General features: G+C 61.1%; 23 protein-coding genes. 15 read left to right on the forward strand and 8 right to left on the reverse strand.

What is annotated here, in order from left to right:
- The 3 genes from B5G40_RS07505 to B5G40_RS07515 form a co-directional block, all read right to left on the reverse strand.
- Nucleotides 1-1,961, reverse strand: a 1,961-nt coding sequence (locus tag B5G40_RS07505; RefSeq protein WP_143383382.1) for a transglutaminase-like domain-containing protein, incomplete at its 3' end; no start/stop codon positions are given.
- Nucleotides 1,958-2,956: a DUF58 domain-containing protein gene (locus B5G40_RS07510; protein ID WP_087399233.1), complete on the reverse strand. Its 999-nt coding sequence runs from the start codon at nucleotides 2,954-2,956 to the stop codon at nucleotides 1,958-1,960. The genes B5G40_RS07505 and B5G40_RS07510, both read right to left, overlap by 4 nt.
- Nucleotides 2,957-2,960: 4 nt before the next feature.
- Nucleotides 2,961-3,893: an AAA family ATPase gene (locus tag B5G40_RS07515; protein WP_087399234.1), complete on the reverse strand. Its 933-nt coding sequence runs from the start codon at nucleotides 3,891-3,893 to the stop codon at nucleotides 2,961-2,963.
- A gap of 248 nt (nucleotides 3,894-4,141) precedes the next feature.
- On the opposite strand from B5G40_RS07515, the gene rimP reads away from it, so the two are divergent.
- The 10 genes from rimP to B5G40_RS07565 all read left to right on the forward strand — a co-directional run bounded on the left by rimP (nucleotide 4,142) and on the right by B5G40_RS07565 (nucleotide 13,845).
- Nucleotides 4,142-4,597: a ribosome maturation factor RimP gene (rimP, locus tag B5G40_RS07520; RefSeq protein ID WP_087188574.1), complete on the forward strand. Its 456-nt coding sequence runs from the start codon at nucleotides 4,142-4,144 to the stop codon at nucleotides 4,595-4,597.
- 51 nt (nucleotides 4,598-4,648) lie between these two features.
- Nucleotides 4,649-5,806, forward strand: coding sequence for a transcription termination factor NusA (nusA, locus tag B5G40_RS07525; RefSeq protein ID WP_087330955.1), 1,158 nt, complete (start codon nucleotides 4,649-4,651; stop codon nucleotides 5,804-5,806).
- Between the two features lie 39 nt (nucleotides 5,807-5,845).
- Nucleotides 5,846-6,121 (forward strand): RNase P modulator RnpM, encoded by a 276-nt coding sequence (locus tag B5G40_RS07530; RefSeq protein WP_087188576.1) that lies wholly within the window; start codon nucleotides 5,846-5,848, stop codon nucleotides 6,119-6,121.
- A complete protein-coding gene (locus tag B5G40_RS07535; RefSeq protein WP_087399235.1) occupies nucleotides 6,114-6,650 on the forward strand; it encodes a L7Ae/L30e/S12e/Gadd45 family ribosomal protein in 537 nt (178 codons plus the stop codon). Before B5G40_RS07530 ends, B5G40_RS07535 begins: the two co-directional genes overlap by 8 nt.
- Before the next feature lie 117 nt (nucleotides 6,651-6,767).
- Complete coding sequence (infB, locus tag B5G40_RS07540) at nucleotides 6,768-9,146, forward strand: translation initiation factor IF-2 (RefSeq protein WP_164496945.1); 2,379 nt, start codon at nucleotides 6,768-6,770, stop codon at nucleotides 9,144-9,146.
- A gap of 214 nt (nucleotides 9,147-9,360) precedes the next feature.
- Nucleotides 9,361-9,750: a 30S ribosome-binding factor RbfA gene (gene rbfA, locus B5G40_RS07545; RefSeq protein ID WP_087188579.1), complete on the forward strand. Its 390-nt coding sequence runs from the start codon at nucleotides 9,361-9,363 to the stop codon at nucleotides 9,748-9,750.
- Nucleotides 9,751-9,755: 5 nt separating this feature from the next.
- Nucleotides 9,756-10,706, forward strand: a complete 951-nt coding sequence (locus B5G40_RS07550; RefSeq protein ID WP_087399237.1) for a DHH family phosphoesterase — start codon at nucleotides 9,756-9,758, stop codon at nucleotides 10,704-10,706.
- Nucleotides 10,699-11,583, forward strand: a complete 885-nt coding sequence (gene truB / locus B5G40_RS07555) for a tRNA pseudouridine(55) synthase TruB (RefSeq protein ID WP_087399238.1) — start codon at nucleotides 10,699-10,701, stop codon at nucleotides 11,581-11,583. Before B5G40_RS07550 ends, truB begins: the two co-directional genes overlap by 8 nt.
- Before the next feature lie 4 nt (nucleotides 11,584-11,587).
- A complete protein-coding gene (gene ribF / locus B5G40_RS07560; protein ID WP_087188582.1) occupies nucleotides 11,588-12,499 on the forward strand; it encodes a riboflavin biosynthesis protein RibF in 912 nt (303 codons plus the stop codon).
- Nucleotides 12,500-12,528: 29 nt separating this feature from the next.
- Nucleotides 12,529-13,845, forward strand: coding sequence for a DUF1576 domain-containing protein (locus B5G40_RS07565; protein ID WP_087399239.1), 1,317 nt, complete (start codon nucleotides 12,529-12,531; stop codon nucleotides 13,843-13,845).
- Between the two features lie 61 nt (nucleotides 13,846-13,906).
- Here the strand turns inward: B5G40_RS07565 and B5G40_RS07570 are convergent, their stop codons facing one another.
- The gene (locus B5G40_RS07570; RefSeq protein ID WP_087268161.1) at nucleotides 13,907-14,224 is read right to left on the reverse strand and encodes a winged helix-turn-helix transcriptional regulator; all 318 of its coding nucleotides are present in this window, start codon (nucleotides 14,222-14,224) and stop codon (nucleotides 13,907-13,909) included.
- A gap of 120 nt (nucleotides 14,225-14,344) precedes the next feature.
- On the opposite strand from B5G40_RS07570, the gene B5G40_RS07575 reads away from it, so the two are divergent.
- Nucleotides 14,345-14,893: a nitroreductase family protein gene (locus tag B5G40_RS07575; RefSeq protein ID WP_087399240.1), complete on the forward strand. Its 549-nt coding sequence runs from the start codon at nucleotides 14,345-14,347 to the stop codon at nucleotides 14,891-14,893.
- A 38-nt stretch (nucleotides 14,894-14,931) separates the two neighbouring features.
- Here the strand turns inward: B5G40_RS07575 and B5G40_RS07580 are convergent, their stop codons facing one another.
- From B5G40_RS07580 to B5G40_RS07595, 4 genes are all read right to left on the reverse strand, one after another.
- Entirely contained in the window at nucleotides 14,932-15,681 is a 750-nt protein-coding gene (locus tag B5G40_RS07580; RefSeq protein ID WP_158099493.1) for a DUF3169 family protein, read from the reverse strand.
- On the reverse strand, nucleotides 15,674-15,889 hold the full coding sequence (locus B5G40_RS07585) for a helix-turn-helix transcriptional regulator (protein WP_087330934.1): 216 nt from the start codon (nucleotides 15,887-15,889) through the stop codon (nucleotides 15,674-15,676). The genes B5G40_RS07580 and B5G40_RS07585 overlap by 8 nt, the downstream gene beginning before the upstream one ends.
- A 178-nt stretch (nucleotides 15,890-16,067) precedes the next feature.
- Nucleotides 16,068-16,997 carry an SPFH domain-containing protein gene (locus tag B5G40_RS07590; protein ID WP_206407224.1) on the reverse strand — a complete coding sequence of 310 codons (930 nt, stop codon included), beginning with the start codon at nucleotides 16,995-16,997 and terminating at the stop codon, nucleotides 16,068-16,070.
- A 19-nt stretch (nucleotides 16,998-17,016) separates the two neighbouring features.
- Nucleotides 17,017-17,469 (reverse strand): NfeD family protein, encoded by a 453-nt coding sequence (locus B5G40_RS07595; protein WP_087399241.1) that lies wholly within the window; start codon nucleotides 17,467-17,469, stop codon nucleotides 17,017-17,019.
- 133 nt (nucleotides 17,470-17,602) lie between these two features.
- On the opposite strand from B5G40_RS07595, the gene B5G40_RS07600 reads away from it, so the two are divergent.
- The 4 genes from B5G40_RS07600 to B5G40_RS07615 are packed head-to-tail and all read left to right on the forward strand — an operon-like array spanning nucleotide 17,603 to nucleotide 21,205.
- On the forward strand, nucleotides 17,603-18,733 hold the full coding sequence (locus tag B5G40_RS07600) for a THUMP domain-containing class I SAM-dependent RNA methyltransferase (protein WP_087399242.1): 1,131 nt from the start codon (nucleotides 17,603-17,605) through the stop codon (nucleotides 18,731-18,733).
- Between the two features lie 3 nt (nucleotides 18,734-18,736).
- Entirely contained in the window at nucleotides 18,737-19,909 is a 1,173-nt protein-coding gene (locus B5G40_RS07605) for a WG repeat-containing protein (RefSeq protein WP_087399243.1), read from the forward strand.
- A 36-nt stretch (nucleotides 19,910-19,945) separates the two neighbouring features.
- Nucleotides 19,946-20,893, forward strand: a complete 948-nt coding sequence (locus B5G40_RS07610) for a diacylglycerol/lipid kinase family protein (protein ID WP_242958759.1) — start codon at nucleotides 19,946-19,948, stop codon at nucleotides 20,891-20,893.
- 42 nt (nucleotides 20,894-20,935) lie between these two features.
- On the forward strand, nucleotides 20,936-21,205 hold the full coding sequence (locus B5G40_RS07615; protein WP_087327245.1) for a hypothetical protein: 270 nt from the start codon (nucleotides 20,936-20,938) through the stop codon (nucleotides 21,203-21,205).
- Nucleotides 21,206-21,388 lie beyond the last annotated feature (183 nt).

Consider the following 21,388-nt stretch of genomic DNA (forward strand, 5'->3'; position numbering starts at 1 on the left):
GGAGTAGGTGTTGCGGTGGGGGTAGGCGTGGGGGTGGTCGTACCGCTCTGGCCGGGATTGCTGCCGGCATAGGCGGGGGTGACCTCCACCGGCTCCCAGCCGTAGCCGGGAATATAGACCTCCACCCAGGCGTGGGCGGCGGAGTCCGGGACATTCACATGGCCGGAGGAGGGTACGTCGGCCACATAGCCGGTGACATACCGGGCGGGGATACCCATAGCCCGCAGCATGAGGGTGGCGGCGCTGGCATAGTGCATACAGTAGCCCCGGTGACTCTCGGTGAGGAAATAGGTGACGAAATCCTCTCCCTCCGGGGTGGCGGGGGTGTTGGGATCATACTGAGTGATGGAGGCCAGATAATCGGCGATGGCCTGGGCGCTCTCCATGGTCCAAAGATGGATCAGGTTGATATCCGATTTTGTGAGGTCAGGAATACCGTTCTCCGAGGTAATGCCGTAGGAGAAATCGGGGGTACTGGTTATTTCCCTGCTGTCGCAGGCCTCCATGACCTGGGGCCAGAACTGGTCGGTGGCCTCTACCATGGCATCCCACAGCTCGGGAGAGTCGGGAATGGTCAGATAATTGTCGTAGACAAAGGCCTGATAACGCTCCTCCGCCTGCCGGGCCTCCACCGGCAGCGCCGCCCCGGAATCGGGGGAGCAGCCGGGCTGGACGTACAGCGTATGGGTCCACACATCCTCCCCTCGGGCCAGATAGGAGTCGTACATGAACTTGGTGCCGCTGAGCTCGTTGGGCTGGGACAGGATGTGATAGGGAACGTACACATAACCAGGGTCAGCCCCTACATTGCGGACCGTGACCTTGGCATATTGATGGCTGGGGAAGGCGTTTCGATCAGCCAGGGCGGGGAAGTTCATAGGCTGGTAGCCGCCCAAAGCATTGGATAGGTCGGAGAGGGAAAACTCGCCGGAGTACTCGTTAATGGGATAATAGAAGACGCCCAGGTCGTGATAGTCCGATTCCGCCAGCGGCCCCCAGCCGTCGCTGTCGTATACCGCGCTGGAAAAGCCCCGCAGGTAGATGCGCCCCCGCAGATCAGTGTCCACTGACAGCACCGTCCGGCCGGAGAAGTCCAGAGGTCCGGCGTCGTCCAGAGACACCTTGCCGTCGGCATTGGTAAAGGAGCCGCCGCTGCCAAAGCCGAAGGGTCCTTTGCCGTTAAAGAGGGTGATGTTCAGATGAGTTGCCCAGTTGTTGATGGAGTCCAGAGCGTCGTCTGCCCACTGAGGCCGCTGATAGGCGGATTGGGGCATGGCGGCGTTGAGCAGGAGCAGCAGCAGGGCCACCGCCGGAAAGGAGACCAGGGTGAGCCGTGCGGCTCCTGCCCGGTCCCACCGCCGGGCCAGGGACCCCAGGCCCATCACGCACCAGGCCAGAATGAGCACCATCAGAGGCAGCCAGGCCGGTGTGACAGAAATGCACAGAGGAGCCAGCACAAAGGGAGCGGTGAGCAGGAAGGTGGCGGAAAAAGAAGGGAACCGTATCACCGCCAGGGCCAGCAGAACCACCAGAACAGCGGCCACGGCCAGGGCCAGAATGGTTGCGGCTCTGATCCAGACGGAGGGGGCCAGCTGGAGGATGGGCTCAATAAAGCCGTCCAGCTCCAGACTGGTGCACACCGTATTCACCACAGAACAGCGGAAGGTGATCTCTCCCAGCCGCATGGCGGTGAACATCTGCCATACCACCAGACCGTCAATGCAGAGTACCGCGGCCATACTCACCAGCATCCAGCGGGTAGGGAGTGCACACAGAACGGTGAGCAGGACTGACAGAAGCACACAGCCTGTAAGGAAAAGGGTGAGCTCAAGAGACTGTCCCACCGCAGAGGAGAAGGACCAGAGGGTGCTGGACAACAGCAGGAAGAGCAGGAAGCCGCCGGTCAGCAGCTCCAGCCAGCCCGGCCGGGGCCGGGGCTGCCGTTTGGAATGCCGTTTCATCGTCCCCCTCCTTCCACGCCGTCCGGCGTTACATGGAGATGGCGTACCTTACCGCCGCCGGGCAGCCGGAGGGCGCCGTCCAGAATGGAGCGGCCCTCCAGAGGTGCGGGGGTGGAGAAGGCCAGCTCCAGACAGGCCAGCAGAGCGTTGGGACTGTCCACAGCCCGGTCCTCCGCCACGCCGGTGACGGGAGAAGCCCACTGGATGTGGTGGGGCCGGTCCTGCTGCAGCAGCCAACGGGAGAGAGCCCACAGCTGGGCAAAGGTGCGGTCCAGTTCCTCGGACGGACCGAAGTGGTCATAGGTCACCACAATGGCGGCCTGCTGGGGTTCCAGGGTCTCCCGCACCACCAGTTCGTCCTTTTTAGAGGACAGCTTCCAGTGGACGGACCGCAGGGGGTCCCCCACCCGATACTCCCGCAGGTCGTAGTCCTCGCCGGGACCGCCGCCGGGCCGGGGGCGGAGTACCGTACCGGCGTTCTCACCGGCAGCCAGCTCCTCCTTTCCTTCCAGCTCCAGCTGGGCGGGAAGGATGAGCACAGCTCGCTCCGGGCCCTTCCGCACCGGCAGAGGAAAGAGCCCCAGCAGGTCGCAGCAGACCGCTTTCTCCACCTGGCAGACCAGACGGCCGCAGTGGGTGGCGGCCACTGTCAGCTCCGCCGGCTTCCGGGCGGTTACCGTGATCTTGCTTTCCCCCGACTCTCCGGTGAGCTGATTGGTCCAGCGCAGCCTGATCCGGGGGCGGATGAGGGGCAGGAAGGAGGAATGGTACAGGAGCACGCCGAACCGGGCGCTGCCGCCCACTGTGATTAAGGGGGCTTGGGGCACTACCGATGCCATACTCCCCATCCATCCGGGCAGAGCCAGCAGCAGGGAGAGAATGGGAAGCACCAGAATGAGTACCAATACAAAGGTGGACAGGTAAAAGCGGAAAAAGATCTGAAAGAGCACCGCCGCGCCCACCAAAACGGCGTATAAAATCCGACGGCCTGCCATGGCCTTACCCGATCTTGGGCGGCGGGACCAGCCGGAGAATCTCCGCCGCCGGCTGGAAGTTGCCGTTGGCCTCCGCCCGGGGGGAGAGAATGAGCCGGTGTGTCACCACATCGGCAAAGACCATGGATACGTCCTCCGGATTGACAAAGTCCCGGCCAAAGACCAGGGCGGCCGCCTTGGCCATGGCGGTGAGGGCCAGAGAGGCACGGGGACTGGCGCCCTGGACGATCATGGGGTGGCTGCGGGTGGCATTGACCAGCCGAATGATATAGTCCAGCACCGGGTCTGATACAAATACCTGGTCGGCCTGGGCACGCAGAGCGGCCAGACTGTTCAGATCCAGCACCTGGCGCACCTGATCCAGCGGGTTGTTTCCCTGCTTGCGGCGCACCATGGCAAACTCGTCCGCCGGGGCGGGGTAGCCCATGGAAAGCCGGATCATGAACCGGTCCATCTGGGAGTCGGGGAGAGGCTGAGTGCCCGAGGCTCCCGCCGGGTTCTGGGTGGCGATGACCAGGAAGGGCTGAGGCACCGGATGGGACACACCGTCCACGGTGACCTGGCCCTCCTCCATAGCCTCCAGCAGGGCGGACTGAGTGCGGCTGGTAGCCCGGTTCAGCTCGTCTGCCAGAAACAGGTTGCACAGCACCGCGCCGGGCTGATACTCCATGGCGCCGGTGGCCTTGTTGTAAATGGAAAAACCGGTGATGTCAGAGGGCATCACGTCGGGGGTGAACTGCACCCGGTTATATCGCAGGCTCAGAGCCTTGGAAAAGGCCAGAGCCATGGTGGTCTTACCTACGCCGGGGATGTCCTCCAGCAGAATGTGGCCCCGGGCCAGGATGGCAAGCAGTACCTTGGCAAGCACATTGTCCTTGCCCACCACCGCTTTCTTTACCTCGCCCAAAATTTCCAGGGCCTGCTTGTTGCCTTCCATGTTCCGACCTCCTTAAAAAAATGAATCTGATTCCTATTGTACCAGAGGGTTTCCTTATGTCAACTCAAATGCATAAAAAAGACCGGATTGGAAAAAATCACGGCAGACCCTTGCACAAAACACCGGTTTGTGGTATAGTACATACGTTAGTAGTAGAAGTATGGTGAGAGTGGGGTCACGGCTCCGCTCTTTCTTATTGAAAAAACGGGGTATGTAAATTTTTTACAGCCCCTTGCCGGAGGTGGATTATGGCCAAGGTAACGGAACTGGTATCCGCTCTGGCGGCCCCCCTGGTGGAGGCTGCCGGCTGCTCCCTGTGGGACGTGGAATATGTGCGGGAAGCGGGACAGTGGTTCCTGCGGATTTATATTGATAAGGAAGGCGGCGTCTCCATTAACGACTGTGAGGCGGTGAGCCGCCCCCTGTCCGACGCCCTGGACGAGGCCGATCCCATTGAGGGCAGCTATGTGCTGGAGGTCTCCTCCGCCGGCGCAGACCGGCCCCTGAAGAAGCCGGAGCACTTTGCCGCCTTTATGGGGGCTGAGGTGGAGGTCCGCCTCTACCGGGCGGTGGACGGCCGGAAGGACCATGTGGGCACCCTGTCCGGCTATGAAAACGGCGACGTGACCATTGAGACAGCCGACGGTCCCAGAACCTTCGTCAAGAAGGACGTGGCCCAGACCCGGCTGTACGTGCGGTTTTAAGATGTAGGGGCGGACAGAAACCGCCCGTGTTGAGGATAAGGAGACAGAACTATGCCGAAGAAGAATGCCAAAGCGCAGAAGACCAATGAGCTGGACGGCAAGGAATTTTTTGCCGCCATCAACCTGATTGAGAAGGAAAAGGGCATCCCCAAGTCCTATATGCTGGATAAGATCACCCAGGCCCTGGTGTCCGCCTATAAGCGGGACCACGAGACTGCCGGTGACAATATCGTGGTGGAGGCCGACGAGGAGGCCGGCACTGTCCGGATGTTCGTCAAGAAGGACGTGGTGGAGGAGGTAGATAACCCCTGCACCGAGATGAGCCTGGAGGTTGCCCGCAGCAAGCTGCCCCAGGCCCAGCTGGGTGATGTGATCCGGATCGAGATCAAGACCCGGGACTTTGGCCGCATTGCCGCTCAGACCGCCCGTCAGGTCATCATCCAGGGTATGCGCGAGGCCGAGCGGGGCATGGTGTACGACGAGTTCTCCTCCAAGGAGCACGAGATCCTCACCGGCGTGGTCACCCGTATCGATCCCCGCTCCGGTGCCGCCAGCCTGCGGATCGGCTCCGGCAGCGAGGCCACCGAGGCCTTCCTGGCTGCCGGCGAGCAGGTCAAGGGCGAGGAGTATGTGGAGGGTATGCGCCTGCGGGTGTATGTGGTGGAGGTCCGCCGTTCCACCAAGGGTCCCCAGGTCCTGATCTCCCGCACCCATCCCGGCCTGGTGAAGCGGCTGTTCGAGATGGAAGTGCCCGAGATCTACGACGGCACTGTGGAGGTCAAGTCCATTGCCCGTGAGGCCGGTTCCCGCACCAAGCTGGCTGTCTGGTCCGCCGATCCCAACGTGGACCCCATCGGCGCCTGCGTGGGTCCCCGGGGCCAGCGTGTCAACAACATCGTGGAGGAGCTCCGCGGCGAGAAGGTGGACATTGTCAAGTGGTCTGAGGACCCCGCCGTGTACATCGCCGCCGCTCTGTCCCCCGCCGATGTCATCAGCGTGGACATCCACGAGGAGGGCAAGACCTGCCGCGTGGTGGTGCCCGACGATCAGCTGTCCCTGGCCATCGGCAAGGAGGGCCAGAACGCCCGCCTGGCCGCCAAGCTGACCGGCTGGAAGATCGACATCAAGCCCGCCTCCGCCCCCGCCGACGAGGAAGTGGAGGACGAGGAGGACGTGATCCTCGAGGACGAGGCCGAGACCGAGGAGTAATCCCTCAGTGATCAAATAAGATGGAAGGGGGGCAGAAGGATGCCCAAGAAGATTCCCATGCGTCAGTGCGTGGGCTGCCGGGAGATGAAGCCCAAGAAGGAGCTGATCCGGGTGGTGAAGAGTCCCGAGGGGGAAGTCTCCCTGGATTTCAAGGGAAAGAAGCCGGGCCGGGGGGCCTATGTATGTCCCGACGAGGCCTGCCTGAAGCGGGCCCGGAAGGCCAAGGCGCTGGAGCGGGCTTTCTCCGCCCCCATGCCCGACGAGGTATATGAGGCGCTGGAACAGCAGATGCGGGAGGGCGATCAGGATGGATAGCGTACTGCATCTGCTGGGCATCGCCCGTAAGGCAGGCCGTGTGGAGGTGGGCGAGGAGCCGGTGGGCGCCGCCGCCCGGGCCCACCAGGCCAAGCTGATCCTCACTGCCTGTGACGGCGCGGACAACAGCCTGCGCCGGGCCGCTCACTTTGCCGAGATCGGCAAGGTGCCCCACCTGCCCACGCCCTACACCAAGGGCGGCCTGGGCGGTGCGGTGGGCCGCTCTGCCTGCACCATGCTGGCCCTCACCGACGTGGGGCTGGCGGCCGCTATTGCTGCCAAGCTGGCTCAAGCCGATCCGGAGCACTGCTCCGCCGCGGCGGAGGAGCTGAAAATCAAGGCAGGGAAGGCCCTTCAGCGGCAGAAGGAACAGCGGGCCCATGAGAAGAACCTGCAGAAGAAGAACAAGAAGCCGTGGGCTCCGCCCCCCAAGGCGGCCAAAGCGCCCCAGAATCCGCCCGCGGCCAAAAAGCAGGCAAGACCGTTTGCCCCCAAGGGCAAACTGACCATCAAGAAGCAGCAGCCATGAACAAGAAGTGGCTGAGGACAGATTGGAACAAGCAGGCTTGTTCCAATAAGAAAGCGCAGCGGTCCCGCCGCGTTTTCCTATTGGCGCAAGCCGACCAGTTGGAGGTGGCTTTATTTGCTGAACAACAAATATCGTGTGCATGAGGTGGCCAAGGATTTCAACAAGAACTCCAAGGATATCACCGACATTCTGACCAAATACGCGACGACTCCGAAGAACCATATGCAGCCTCTGGGCGACCGGGAGCTGTCTCTGATTTTCGAGTATCTCACCCAGCACAATCAGGTGGAGAGCATTGAGAGCATCTACGCCGATGTGTATCGGGAACCCAAGGCCGCGGCCAAGGAAACACCTGCCGCCGGGAAGGAGGAGCAGCGCACTGCTCCCGCTCAGCAGCAGAACCAGAAGGGTGGAAAGCCTGTGAAGGAACATACCGCGCCTGTCAATAAGCCCGCCGCTCAGGCGGAGCAGCCCAAGACTCAGCCCGTCCAGCAGCCCAGCCGGCCCACGACCCGTGTGCCTGAGAAGAAGGTTGTGGACACCCGCAAGAGCGGCAACGTGAACCTGGAGAAGTACGACCAGCGTCTGGAGGACCTGGCTGCCGGCAAGACCAAGCAGATGCAGGCTGGCAAGCAGAAGTTCCAGGGCCGCAACCAGCGCAAGGGCGGCTTCCAGGGCGGCAACAAGCGCCGCCAGGAGGAGCAGGAGAAGATGCGCCGGCTCCAGATGGAGATCGCCAAAAAGACCCCCCTCACCGTCAAGATCCCCGACGAGATCGGTGTGGGCGAGCTGGCCTCCCGCATGAAGAAGACCGGCGCCGAGGTGGTCAAGACCCTGATGAAGAACGGCGTCATGGCCTCCCTGTCCGACGTCATCGACTTCGACACCGCCGCTATCATTGCCGAGGAGCTGGGCTGCAAGGTGGAGAAGGAGATCATCGTCACCATCGAGGAGAAGCTCATCGATACCGCTGAGGATAAGGAAGAGGATCTGCTGCCCCGCGCTCCCGTGGTGGTGGTTATGGGCCACGTCGACCACGGCAAGACCTCTCTGCTGGACTATATCCGCAACGCCCATGTGGCGGCGGGCGAGGCCGGCGGCATCACCCAGCACATCGGCGCCTATCAGGTGGAGGTCCAGGGCAAGCCCATTACCTTCCTGGACACCCCCGGCCACGAGGCCTTTACCGCCATGCGTGCCCGCGGCGCTATGATCACCGACGTGGCCATTCTGGTGGTGGCCGCCGACGACGGCATCATGCCCCAGACCGTGGAGTCCATCAACCATGCCAAGGCCGCCAAGATCCCCGTGATCGTGGCCATCAATAAGATGGATAAGCCGGAGGCCAACCCCGAGCGCATTAAGGAGCAGCTCACCAAGTACGAGCTGGTGCCCGAGGAGTGGGGCGGCGACACCATCATCTGCCCCATTTCCGCCAAGACCGGCGAGGGCATCGACAATTTGCTGGAGATGGTCAACCTGACCGCCGAGATGCAGGAGCTGAAGGCCAACCCCAACCGCTCCGCCCATGGTGCCGTCATCGAGGCCCGTCTGGACAAGGGCCGTGGTCCTGTGGCCACTCTGCTGGTGCAGAACGGTACCCTCCATCAGGGCGATATCATCATTGCCGGCACCGCCGTGGGACGTGTCCGCGCCATGACCAACGCCCGGGGCGAGAAGCTCACCGAGGCCGGTCCCTCCGTGCCTGTGGAGATCATCGGTATGAGCGAAGTGCCCGGCGCCGGTGATGACTTCCACGCCGTGGCCGACGAGCGTATGGCCCGTGAGCTGGTGGAGCAGCGCAAGCACGATCAGAAGATGGCTGCTTCCAGCCCGGTGGGCAAGGTGAGCCTGGAGGATCTGTTCAGCCAGATCAAGCAGGGCGAGATGAAGGACCTGAACATCATCGTCAAGGCCGACGTGCAGGGCTCCGCCGAGGCCGTCAAGGCCTCCCTGGAGAAGATCTCCAACGACGAGGTCCGGGTACGGGTCATCCACTGCGCGGTGGGCGCCATCAACGAGAGCGACGTCATGCTGGCTACCACCTCCAACGCCATCATCGTGGGCTTCAACGTCCGTCCCGACTCCAACGCCAAGGACACCGCCGCCCGCAACAAGGTGGATATGCGGATGTACCGCGTGATCTACGACTGCATCAACGAGATCGAGACCGCCATGAAGGGTATGCTGGCTCCCAAGTTCAAGGAAGTGGAGCTGGGCCAGGCCGAGGTGCGCAACGTGTTCCGTATCACCGGCGTGGGCATGGTGGCCGGCTGCTACGTCACGGGCGGCAAGATGCAGCGCGGCGCCCAGATGCGCCTGCTGCGCGACAACGTGGTGATCTACGACGGTTCCATCGCTTCCCTCCAGCGCTTTAAGGACAGCGTGAAGGAAGTGGCCGCCGGCTACGAGTGCGGCATCACCTTCGAGAAGTTCCAGGACATCAAGGAGGGCGACGTGATTGAGGCCTTCTTGATGGAGCAGATTGAGGTGTAATTCTGCTTCTTGCGGGGTGCCACCGGCCCGGCATAGCCGTGCCGGCCTACGCTAAAGATTTGCCACCGGCAAATCTTCTTAACGCTGCGGTGGAGCAGATCGAGGTGTAATAAGTCACCCCTGGTGCTACAATCATGAAAATTCAAACAGACCCGTTCCGTCCCCAATTCATTTGAGGAGGGGGCGGGTCTGTATTGCGTAATAGGAGAAAAATATGGCAAGTAATCGCATTGGACGTATCAACGAGGAGATCCAGCGGGAGTTGGCCACCCTCATCCGCACGGTCAAGGACCCCCGGGTCCACGGACTGGTGTCCATCACCGGCGTGGATACCACCTCTGACCTGCGCTATTCCAAGATCTATGTCAGCGTGCTGGACAAGAGCGACGTGAGCGAGGTGGTCAAGGGCCTGAAATCCGCCGGAGGCTACCTGCGGCGGGAACTGGGTGCGGCCCTGAAGCTGCGCTATACCCCCGAGCTGCAATTTGTGGAGGATGACTCCATCGGCCAGGGTGCCCATATCCTGAGTATGCTGCGGAATCCGGAGGTAGTGAAGCCTGCCAATCCGGCCAACGCCCACATCGATCTGGACAGCGAGGAGTGAGCTCCATGACCTATACCGAAGCTGCGGCCTGGCTGAAGGACCACGACCGCTACCTGGTCCTGACCCACAAGCGCCCCGACGGGGACACCATCGGCTGTGCCGCTGCCCTGTGCCTGGGACTGCGTGGTCTGGGCAAGACCGCCCATATCTGCCCCGGCACCGGGGAGACTCATCTCTTCACCCCTTACCTAGAGGGGCTGCTGGCCTCCGAGGGCTATGAGCCGGAGACAGTGGTCAGCGTGGACATCGCCGCCCGGGGCCTGTTTACCACATCCGGTCAGCCCTGGCTGGAGCGGGGAATCGATCTGGCCATTGACCACCATCCCTCTCAGGAGTTTTTTGCCAAGGAGACCTGCCTGGACGCCGGGCGGGCCGCCTGTGGCGAGATCATCTACGACATCCTGAAAGAACTGGGGCAGATCAACCAGGAGACGGCGGTTCCCCTGTATGTGGCGGTATCCACCGACACCGGCTGCTTCCAGTACGGCAACACCACGGCGGATACCCACCGGGTGGCCGCCGCCCTGATGGACACTGGAATTGATGTATTCCCCCTGAACAAGCGCCACTTCCGTACCAAGACCTGGGCTCGGCTCCAGGTGGAACGGCTCATTGTGGAGCGGATGCACCGCTATGAGGACGGCAAGGTGGCCGTGGCTCCCGTGTCCCTGTCTCTGATGGACGAGGCGGGCGCCACTGAGGAGGACATGGAGGATATCGCGGCTTTCCTGGGCCAGATCGAGGGGGTGGAGACCTCAGTCACCATCCGGGAGCTGGAGGACGGGGCCTGCAAGCTGTCCGTCCGCACCAGCGGCGGACTGAACGCTACCCGTGTGTGCGCCCTGCTGGGGGGCGGCGGGCACGCCGCCGCCGCGGGCTGTACCGTGGACGGTACGCTGGAGCAGGCGGAGTCCACCATCCTGGACGCCATCCGGCAGGTGGAAAGCAATGCCTAACGGAGTCATCATCATCGACAAGCCCCAGGAGTGGACCAGCATGGATATCTGCGCCAAGCTGCGGGGGATCTTCCACGAAAAGCGGATTGGCCACGGCGGCACCCTGGACCCCATGGCTACCGGTGTGCTGCCTGTCTTTGTGGGGCGGGCGACCCGGGCGGTGGAGTTTGCCACCGAGGGGAAAAAGGAATATATCGCCGGATTAAAACTGGGTGTTATGACAAATACCCAGGATACCACCGGCCAGGTGCTGGAACAGCGGCCGGTCCAGGTGGATCGGGAGACCCTGAAAGCGGCCCTGGAACCCTTCCGTGGGGATATTCTTCAGATCCCACCCATGTATTCTGCCATCAAGCGGGATGGCAAAAAGCTCTACGAGCTGGCCCGTGCAGGCAAAGAGGTGGAGCGGCCCCCCAGGCCGGTGACCATCTATGAGCTGGAGGTGCTGGAGGAGGCCCCGGCTGGGTTCCCTCAGGAGGAGGATGCCTGGTATCTGCGGGTGCGCTGCTCCAAGGGCACTTATGTCCGTACCCTGTGCCATGACATTGGGCAGGCGCTGGGCTGCGGCGGCTGTATGTCCGCCCTGCGGCGCACCGAGGCGGCGGGATATACTCTGGATCAGGCGGTAACTTTGGAGGAACTCCAGGCTGCCACCGACCCGGCGTCCCTGCTGATCCCGGTGGACGGCTGCTTTGGGGAATACCCGGCGGTGACCATCGGAGCGGAGGTACTGAAGAAGGCCAAAAACGGCAGTCCCTTTTCCTGTGCCGTGGCTGACGGTACATGGAGGGTGTACGGCCCCGATGGGGAATTTTTGCTGTTGGGCCGGTGCGCCGGCGGTGTAATGGTTACCATCAAAAGTTTTTTCGAGGTGTGAGACAGTGAACGGGACAGAGACAAGACGTGTGATCGCCCTGGGCTTTTTTGACGGCGTTCACTTGGGCCACGGCGCCCTGCTGCGCCGGGTGGGGGAGAAGGCGGCCGAACTGGGAGCCGTCCCGGCGGCGGTCACCTTTGATACCCATCCGGAGAACCTGATCCTCAAGACCCCGGCGGTCCCCCTGCTCAGCTCCCCCCTGGACCGGGCGGAGCTGATGCGGCGGTACTACGGTATCCGGGATGTGATCGTGGCCCACTTTGACGAGCGGATGATGCACCAGCCCTGGCGGGAGTTTGTCACCGACTATCTGGTGAAGGAGCATGGGGCGGTCCATCTGGTGGCCGGCCACGATTTCCACTTCGGCTATAAGGGAGAGGGTAATCCGGAGCGGCTCCAGACACTGTGTCAGGAGCTGGGCATCGGCTGCGATATCATTCCCAAGGTGTGCCGGGACGACATCACGGTGTCATCCACCTATATCCGTACCCTGGTAGCCCAGGGCGAGATGGAGCGGGCCAACGAATTTTTGGGCCATCCCCATACCCTCACCGATACCGTGGCCCACGGCAAGAAGCTGGGGTCCACTCTGGGCTTTCCCACGGTGAATCTGCGGTTCCAGCCCGGTGTGCTGGTGCCCGCCTATGGGGTATATGCTACCAAAGTGTGGTTTGAAAACGGCGACAGCCGCCTGGCGGTGACCAATGTGGGGGTGCGCCCCACGGTGGACGACGGCGACCGGGTGACTGTGGAAGGATTTATCCTGGATTTCAACGGCAACCTGTACGGACAGAGTGTCCGGATGGAGTTTTATAAGCGCCTGCGGGGCGAGCGGAAGTTCGACAGCCTGGAGGAGCTCAAGCAAGAAGTCATGCGTAACGCGGAACAGACCCGAGCCTATTTTGACGGTCGGTAAGACGGCTGCCATCCGAAAGGGGACACCATATGCGCTACCACAAGATTTACCCTGCTGCCATCTGCTTTGCTGCCTATCTGATTGCCATCGGGCTGATCCTGGGTGATCCCACCCAGATTCTGCCCGGCCTGTGGAAGATCATACAGACGGAAGATGCCCTCATCACCGACTATGTGAAGATCGCAGGCATTGGGGCAGCCTTTGTCAACGCCGCCCTGGTCACCCTCATCAGCCTGGGCATCCTCCATTTGAGTAAGGACCCCCTTAACGGCTATACCCTGGTGGAGATCGGCCTGATGGCGGGCTTTGCCCTGTTCGGCAAGAATATCGCCAACATTTGGCCCATTATCTTCGGCACCTTCCTGTACGCCAAGGTCCGCCGGGAGGACTTCGGCAAATATGCCTCGGTGTCCCTGCTGGCCACCTCCCTGTCGCCGGTGGTCAGCTATGTGGCCTTGGACAACGGCTGGGGCAACATCTGGTGGGCTATTCTCATCGGCGCCATCATCGGCTTTGTGCTGCCCCCTCTGTCCGCCTATACATACAAGATCCAGAACGGTATGAACCTGTACAACATGGGCTTCGCCTGCGGCCTGCTGGCTACCATTCTGGTGCCGGTAATGACCTCCCTGGGGGCTGATCCCAACGTGGCGCACCATTGGGCCACCGGCTACAATCTGCAGCTGGGAATCTGCCTGGGCAGCCTGTGCCTGCTCCTCATCATTATGGGCTTGTTTTTCAGCGGACGTCCTATCTGGGCAGCCTGGGCCGGCTACCGCCGGCTGCTGCTCACCACTGGCCGGGCCCCCAGTGACTACCTGCGTATGTTTGGCGCTGCCCCTACTTTGATCAACGTAGGTGTTAACGGACTGATCGGTATGACCTTCATCCTGGCCACCGGTGGCGATTTAAACGGTCCCACTATGGGCGGCATCTTTACCATCATGGGCTTCTCTGCCTTTGGTAAGCACGCCCGCAATATCATCCCCATTATGCTGGGCGTGGTGCTGGGCGGCTTTTGTATGCACTGGCACATCAATGACAGCGCGGTGCAGCTGGCTCTGCTCTTTGGTACCACCCTGGCCCCCATCTCGGGGTATTTTGGCTGGCCCTTCGGCATCGTGGCCGGATTTCTCCACTCCTCGGTGGTGTTGCGGGCAGGCACTCCGGTGGAAGGCTTCAACCTCTACAACAACGGCTTTTCCGGCGGCCTGCTGGCCATCGTGCTCTATCCCATCATCACCGAGGCGGTGCGGCACCGCAAACCGGAGCTGCAGAACGAGGACTACTTCGACGCCTTCGAGCACGACTCGCCGGTGGTTCCCCCGCCTACCAGAAAGAAATAACCCATTATATTCCTTTACAAAAGAACCCCCGGAACCACTGGTTCCGGGGGTTCTTTTGCATTCAGTTGGCATGGATCTCCTCGTAGGCGTGCGTTCCCCATTCTCCCAGCGCCCGGAGGGCGGGGTCAATGGAACGGCCCAGCTCGGTTAAAGAATATTCCACCTTAGGCGGAATTTCCGGGTACTGCTCCCGGTGGACCAGCTTGCACTGCTCCAGCTCCTCCAGGGATTTGGAGAGCATGACGCTGGAAATGCCGGAAAGCCTGCGCTGAAGCTCGTTAAAACGGATGATCTCCTGTTGGTTCAGCTCCCAGAGGATGCGTAGCTTCCACTTTCCGCTGACCAGTCCCAGGGCGAATTTGACGGGACAGCCCTCCATCAATACCCCTCCTCACTAAGTTTTTTCTTACTGAGTAAAGAAAAATTGCGTACTTGCGCATTTTTAGACGATATTTATAATTATAGCCACAAGCACGAAAAAAGAAAGGGGTATTTCTCAATGAATGTACAGCAGGCGATCGAGACCCGCCGGAGTATCCGCGCCTATGAGGCCCGGCCCGTAGAGCGGGAGAAGCTGGAGGCGGTGCTCCGCACGGGCAATCAGGCGCCCATCTTCGGGCAGTTCCATATGAGTGTGTTTGTGGGGCCGGAGCAGATCAGTGCCGTGGACACCGCGGCGGTGGAGGGGATGGCCCACTCCGGTGTGCCCTTCCTGGAGGATCTGGCCGCCCAGGAGGGCTTCCATCCCCTCTATGGCGCGGCGGCCCTGGTGGTGCTCTCCGCCCCGGGCGGAAATGACGAGAAGGGCTTCAACATGGCCAATGTGTCCTGCGCGGCGGAGAATATGATGCTGGCCGCCACCGAGCTGGGGCTGGGCTCCTGCTTCCTCATGGGTCCCATGATTGCCTTCAGCGACCCGGCTCTGCGTGCCAGACTGGGCCTGCCGGAGGGCTACGAGCCCCTGATCGGTGTAGCCCTGGGCTATGCCGCCGGGGAGCATCCAACCGCTCCGGACCGGAAGAACGACAACATTACCTGGTGCAACTAAAGCAGAACGGGACGCCCGCGGGCGTCCCGTTCTGTTGCTTATCTGGAACCGCGGTGGCTAAGGCGGATACATTCAAGGGTGTAGGACACCTGGAGTACCCCCCACACCAGCACTGCCACCAGAATGGGCAGAAGGCCGATGTCGGCCACCAGACTCAGAAGCATCAGCACCAGCCAGAGGGCGGCACAGGCTCCGTTGGCAGCTTTGAAGGCGCGGAAGGAGGCCTGCCCGATCTGGGCCCGCTCCAGTTCGTCGCAGCTTTCCAGCCACTTTTTTTGGAAGTTCACGTCGTAGACGCTGCCCTTTTTTTCGGGATTCATCCGACGGGTCTGATCAACCACCTTCTGCTGAAGGACCATCATGAGACCCATGGATACCAGGAAGCACAGGGCGTTGGTCAGAATGTCGGCGTAGAGAAAGCCCGCCGCCAGAAAAAACAGATTGGCCAGTACCACCAGACTGCTCAGCAGCAGGGCATAACTCAGCTGGTCCTCCATCTTCTGGTAGGCATCATCCGACTCCTGGTCCCAGGCGGCATATCCCTTTTTGGCGGCGCGATACAGGATAAAGCCGGGGATCAGCAGCACAGCGCTGCACACCGGGATGGCCCAGGGGGTGATGACCTCCATCAGCCGGTCAAGCCCGGCCCAGATTAGGTCCAGTGTTCCCCGGTCCGCCGCCATGGCGCTGAAAAAGCCCGCAACAGCGCCCAGGGCGGCGGATAACAGAATTACCAGCAAAAAGAGAGGGAAGGACCTGCGATTGTCCCGCTTTACTGTGTCATTCATCGTGCTCATCCTCCTGATAGGTAAAAATGTCCTCCACGGTTACCCCGCAGAGTTTAGCCAGCTTGAGAGCCAGGGTTACGGAGGGGGAATAATCTCCCCGCTCAATCTGGCTGATGGTCTGGCGGGATACCCCCGCCAGGCGGCCCATCTCCTGCTGATTGACCCCCAGTTTGGCCCGGTATTCCTTGAGCCGGTTGTAAAGCGGCATGGTCACACCTCCGGTTTGACAAATATCTGCGTCAAAATGACAACTATCCTTGTCAAAATAAGCATAGCACTGACAAGGATAGTTGTCAAGGTAAATGTGATGGAATGTCATAAAATTTAAAAGAACAAAAAACGGCGCGCTGCGAAACTGCGGCGCGCCGTTAGAATGGCAGGGGATATTAGGATTTCTTAGGTGCATCGGCGGAGGACTCAAACACCGCCTTGGCGGAGGCGCACAGGCCTGCCAGTCCCTGGATCTCCGAGGGGATGATGAGCTTGGTGGCCTGGCCGTTGGCCGCGGCCTGGAAGGCCTCCAGGGCCTTGATCTTCAGCACCTGGTCGGTGGGGCTGGCCTCGTTGAGGAGCTTCAGGGCCTCAGCGGTGGCCTGCTGCACTTTCAGGATGGCCTCGGCCTCACCCTCGGCCTTCATGATGGCGGCCTGCTTGGCGGCGTCGGCCCGGAGGATGAGGGACTGCTTCTCGCCCTCAGCCACCAGGATCTGAGACTGCTTCTGGCCCTCGGCCTGGAGGATGGATTCCCGGCGCTCCCGCTCGGCCTTCATCTGCTTCTCCATGGCGTCCTGGATCTCTCTGGGCGGGATAATGTTCTTCAGCTCCACCCGGTTGACCTTGATGCCCCAGGGGTCGGTGGCCTCGTCCAGGATGGAGCGCATCTTGGAGTTGATGATGTCCCGGCTGGTGAGGGACTGGTCCAGCTCCAGCTCGCCGATGATGTTGCGCAGGGTGGTGGCGGTCAAGTTTTCAATGGCACTCATGGGGTGCTCCACGCCGTAGGTATACAGCTTGGCGTCGGTGATCTGGAAGTAGAGCACCGTGTCAATCTGCATGGTCACGTTGTCCTTGGTGATGACGGGCTGAGGGGCAAAATCCACCACCTGCTCCTTGAGGGAGACCACCTTGGCCACCCGTTCCACGAAGGGCAGCTTGAAGTGGACGCCCACGCCCCACACGGAGTGGAAGGCGCCCATACGCTCAATGACATAGGCCTTGGATTGCTGGACGATCTTCAGGTTGGCGGCCAGCAGCAGGATAATCAATACCACCAAAATGATAACAATGATAGGGATGATGGGGATATTGTCAAACATACTCCATTCCTCCTTATTACTAATGAGAAACACAGCGTTCTTTCGAGGGGGTTACAATGAGCTTGACCCCTTCGATCCGCAGGACCCGCACAGGGGTACCTTCGGGGATGGGCTCTTCCGAATCGGAGCGTGCGGTCCAGACGGCGCCGCTTACGGTGACCTGACCCTGAGCGGCCCGGTTGTCGATGGCCTGGGTGACCACACCCTCGGCGCCCACCGCCCGGTCGGCGTTGGTGGCCACCTGCTTGGGGGTCACATAGCGCTGGGCCAGGGGACGGATCACCAATAGGGTGACCAGAGAGACCACCAGGAATACCGCAAATTGAATCCAGATGTTATCCACAAAAAAGGACGTGATCAGTGCGGCCAGTGCGCCCAGCGCGAACCACAGGGAGACCAGGGTCACAGTCACTCCCTCCAGAACGGCCAGAACCACCAGCGCCACCAGCCAGCAAATACTGGGTATTGGCATAGACGGACCTCCTTTCTTACGCTTATCCTAGCATAGTTCCATAAAAAAGGGAAGTGACATTCCGTTACAGTTTGCCAAGCGGGGCGAAATAGGGTATACTGGACCAAACGATTGCTGTGACAAGGAGCCTGACATGAAAGAACTGGAATTGCTGATCCCCACGTTGTTTGGCCTGGAGGGCCTGTGTGCCGAGGAGCTGCGCCGGCTGGGCCTGCCGGAGGTGAAGGCAGAGAATGGCCGGGTGGGCTGCAAGGCCCGGCCGGCGGACATCCCCCGGGTGAATTTGAACCTGCGTACCGGCGAGCGGGTGCTGCTGGTGGTGGGGCGGTACCATGCTGCCGACTTTGAGGCCCTGTTTGAAGGGGCAAAAGCCCTGCCCTGGGAGGAGTTTATCCCTCGGGAGGGGGCCTTCCCTGTAAAGGGATATTCCCTCAACTCCCAGCTCCATGCCCTGCCTGCCATCCAGTCTGTGCTGAAAAAGGCTCTGGCCGCCCGGCTGGGGCAGAAGTACGGCATGGATACCCTGCCGGAGACCGGCGCCCTCTATCAGGTCCAGTTCTCTCTGATGCACGATGAGGTTACCCTGATGCTGGATACCACCGGGGCTGGGCTCCACAAGCGGGGCTACCGTGCGGTGGGCGTGGTGGCGCCTCTGCGGGAGACCCTGGCCGCCGCCATGGTGCTCCTCTCCCGCTACCGGGGGAAAGATCCCTTCTGCGATCCCTTCTGCGGCTCGGGCACCATCGCCATTGAGGCCGCTCTCATCGCCAAGAACCGGGCCCCCGGACTGAACCGGGCCTTCTCCGCCCAGCGTTGGAAGTGGCTGGACAGCGGGCTGTGGCTCCAGGCCGCCGACGAGGCCATGGACAAGGAGTTCCATGGTGACTACGACATCTGGGGCGGGGACATCGATCCCAAGGCGGTAGCCATTGCCCGGGACAATGCGGTAAAGGCCGACGTGGAGGATGTGGTCCGCTTTGAGGTGGCCGACGCCACCAAATTCCACCGGGACGCCCCCGTGGGCCGGGTGGTCACCAATCCCCCCTACGGTGAACGCATTCTGGAGAAGCGGGAGGCGGAGGACCTGTACCGGGCCTTCGGCAAGGCGGTACGCACCCTGCCGGAGGGGTGGAAGGTGAGCGTACTCTCCTCCCATACCGAGTTTGAGCGGACTTTTGGCCGGACGGCGGACAAGAAGCGGAAGCTGTATAACGGTATGCTGAAATGCGACCTGTTCCAGTACGGCCTTGACAGACGGAGGTAGGATATGAAAAAGAAGAGGACGCTGCGATTGCCCTGTTTGCTGCTGGCGCTCTGCCTCCTGCTGGGGGGGCAGGCTTTGGCCGCACCCGAGGGAGCTACAGTGTGGGGCTACAGCGAGGGACTGGCCCAGTGTGAGTATAACGGCAAGTGGGGCTTTGTGGACGCTCAGAAGCGGGTAGTCATCCCCCTGAAATACAACAGTGTGGTATCCTTCTCCATGGGCCTGGCCGCCGTCAATCTGGATGGAAAGCTGGGTGTGATCCGGCCGGACGGCACCTACCTGATCCAGCCGGAGTACGGCACGCTGCTGCCCCTGGACTGCGGCCTCTATGTGGTGCAGAAGGGCACCCGCTGGGGTGTGGCCAGTATTCTGCCTTTCTCCGACGGACAGGGGGGAACCACCAATCTGCTTTACGATTTGATCTATGACAGTGCCACCATCACAGAGCAGGGTGGGACACGGGTCCTTACCCTGACCCGCGATGGAGAGGTCACCAAGATCCCGGTCTTTGAGCTGCCCCGCATCCTGGTGGAGAAGGGAGTGCCCTCCGCCCGGTTTTCTCTGACCCGGGGCAAGCTGACCGATTTCAGCGATGTGTCTCCCAGGGACTGGTTTGCGGTATGGGTGGATATCGCCTACAATGTGGGGCTGACCTCCGGTGTGGGCGGCAACCGGTATGCGCCGGAGCAGACCCTGACGGTGGCTGAGGTGCTCAAGCTGGCCGCCACCATGGAAAGCCGCTATAAAGATGACAGCTTCCATACCAGCAGTTCCACCGGACCCTACTGGTACTCCGGCGCGGTGAACTACTGTCTGGCCAGCGGCATCATTCAGAGCGGCACCTTCAGCCAAAAGGACTACCTGCGCCCGGCTACCCGGCGGGAGATCGCCCAGATCTTTGCGGCTACCAGCCAGGCCAAGCACATGAAGAACATCAACGATCTGTCCAGGATCAAGGTCTCCGTGCCCGACGTCAAGCCGGGCGATCCTGGCGCGGACGCCATTTACAGCCTGTATGCCAAGGGCGTGCTCACCGGTGTGGACAGCAAGCTGACCTTCAACCCCAAAGGAACGGTGACCCGGGCGGAGGCGGCGGCCATTGTGGCCCGTATGGCAAGGGCGGAGCAGCGGCTGACCCTCTGGGGGACATTTAATCCCAATGTCCTTGCCGCATGAGTTGGAGCAGATTGAAAGAGAGAGAGGAGGGTGCCTGTGCGGCACCTGTTCGTGATGAACCCCCATGCGGGGAAGTTTGACCGCAGCCAGGAGATGCTGGAGAAGATACGCCACATTATGGCTGGCCGCCGGTCGGAGTGGTCGGCGGTGCGGACGGAGGGAAGCGGCCACGCCACCCGTTTGGTGCAGGAGGCCGCCCAACAGGGAGACCCGCTGCGGGTATATGCCTGCGGCGGAGATGGTACCCTCAATGAGGTGGTCAACGGAGCCGCGGGACAGGCCCATGTGGCGGTGACCCACTGCCCCATGGGTTCGGGCAATGACTTTCTGCGCATATTCGGCCAGGATGCAGCCCGGTTCTGGCAGCTGGAGCAGCTGCTGGATGGGCCGCAGACCGCCATGGACTTAATCGAATGCAACGGGCGATACTCCCTGAATGTGTGTTCGGTGGGCTTTGACGCCCGCATTGGGTTTGGGGCCGCCGATTTTAAAAAGCTGCCCCTGGTCAGCGGCACGGCGGCCTATCAGATGTCCGCCCTGCGCACCATCATCCGGGGGATTCACCTGCCCTATCAGGTGTCAATCGATGGCGAACCTATGCCCGGCGACCGGTTCACCCTGTTGTGCGCCTGCAATGGCCGGTACTACGGCGGCGGTTTCAATCCAAGTCCCACGGCTATGCCCGACGACGGGATGCTGGACTTCATTGTAATCCCGGCAGTGTCCCGTTTTACGGTCCTGGCACTGATCAAAAAATTTGCCCGGGGGGAGATCGGGGACATCCCGCAGGCCATTCTGCGCCGGGGCCGGACTATGAATGTGCGGTGCGACCGGCTCACCGCGGTCAATGTGGACGGCGAACTGGTGGAGGGGACCGACCTGTCCATCCGCCTGTCCGATCAGAAGGTGCAGTTTTTCTATCCCGCCGGGGCCACATGGCAGGGGGCGCGAGCTTGTAAAGAGAAAGCGTGTATGGTAAAATAGAGATGTACAAATATAGGCCTATCCGTTCAAAAGGAGGATATTATGTACAGAATCGTCAAGTGGACCATGATTATTTTGAGCGCCCTCTATCTTCCCTGCGTCCTTCTGGTCCCATTTTTGACTGCCCTGCGTACGAGTCTGCTGGCGTGGCTGCTCTATGCGGTTTTTGTGGCGGTCACTGTCTTTGTGTGCGCCATCAACAGCAAAGCCTGCCGCACGGTGGGTCAGGGCATGGACCTGGACGAAAAGAATAAGGAGATCAGGATTACCCAGGAATTGGAGCGTTCCAAGCATTACTGGAGTCAGATGTGAGAGTGTGGATTAGCACTCCTGCTGTGAGTTTGTGAACAAAACTTGAATTTTTCCAAAACCGACCCCCTTTTTTCAAAAAAGGGGGTTGATTTTTTGTGCGGAGAGAGGTATTATCATACACGTGGTTAGCACTCGCGCAAAATGAGTGCTAACATATTGGATTGGTTAATAAGAAAATGAATC

The sequence above is a fragment of the Flavonifractor sp. An9 genome, from assembly GCF_002161245.1.
Taxonomy (GTDB): Bacteria; Bacillota; Clostridia; order Oscillospirales; family Oscillospiraceae; genus Flavonifractor; species Flavonifractor avicola.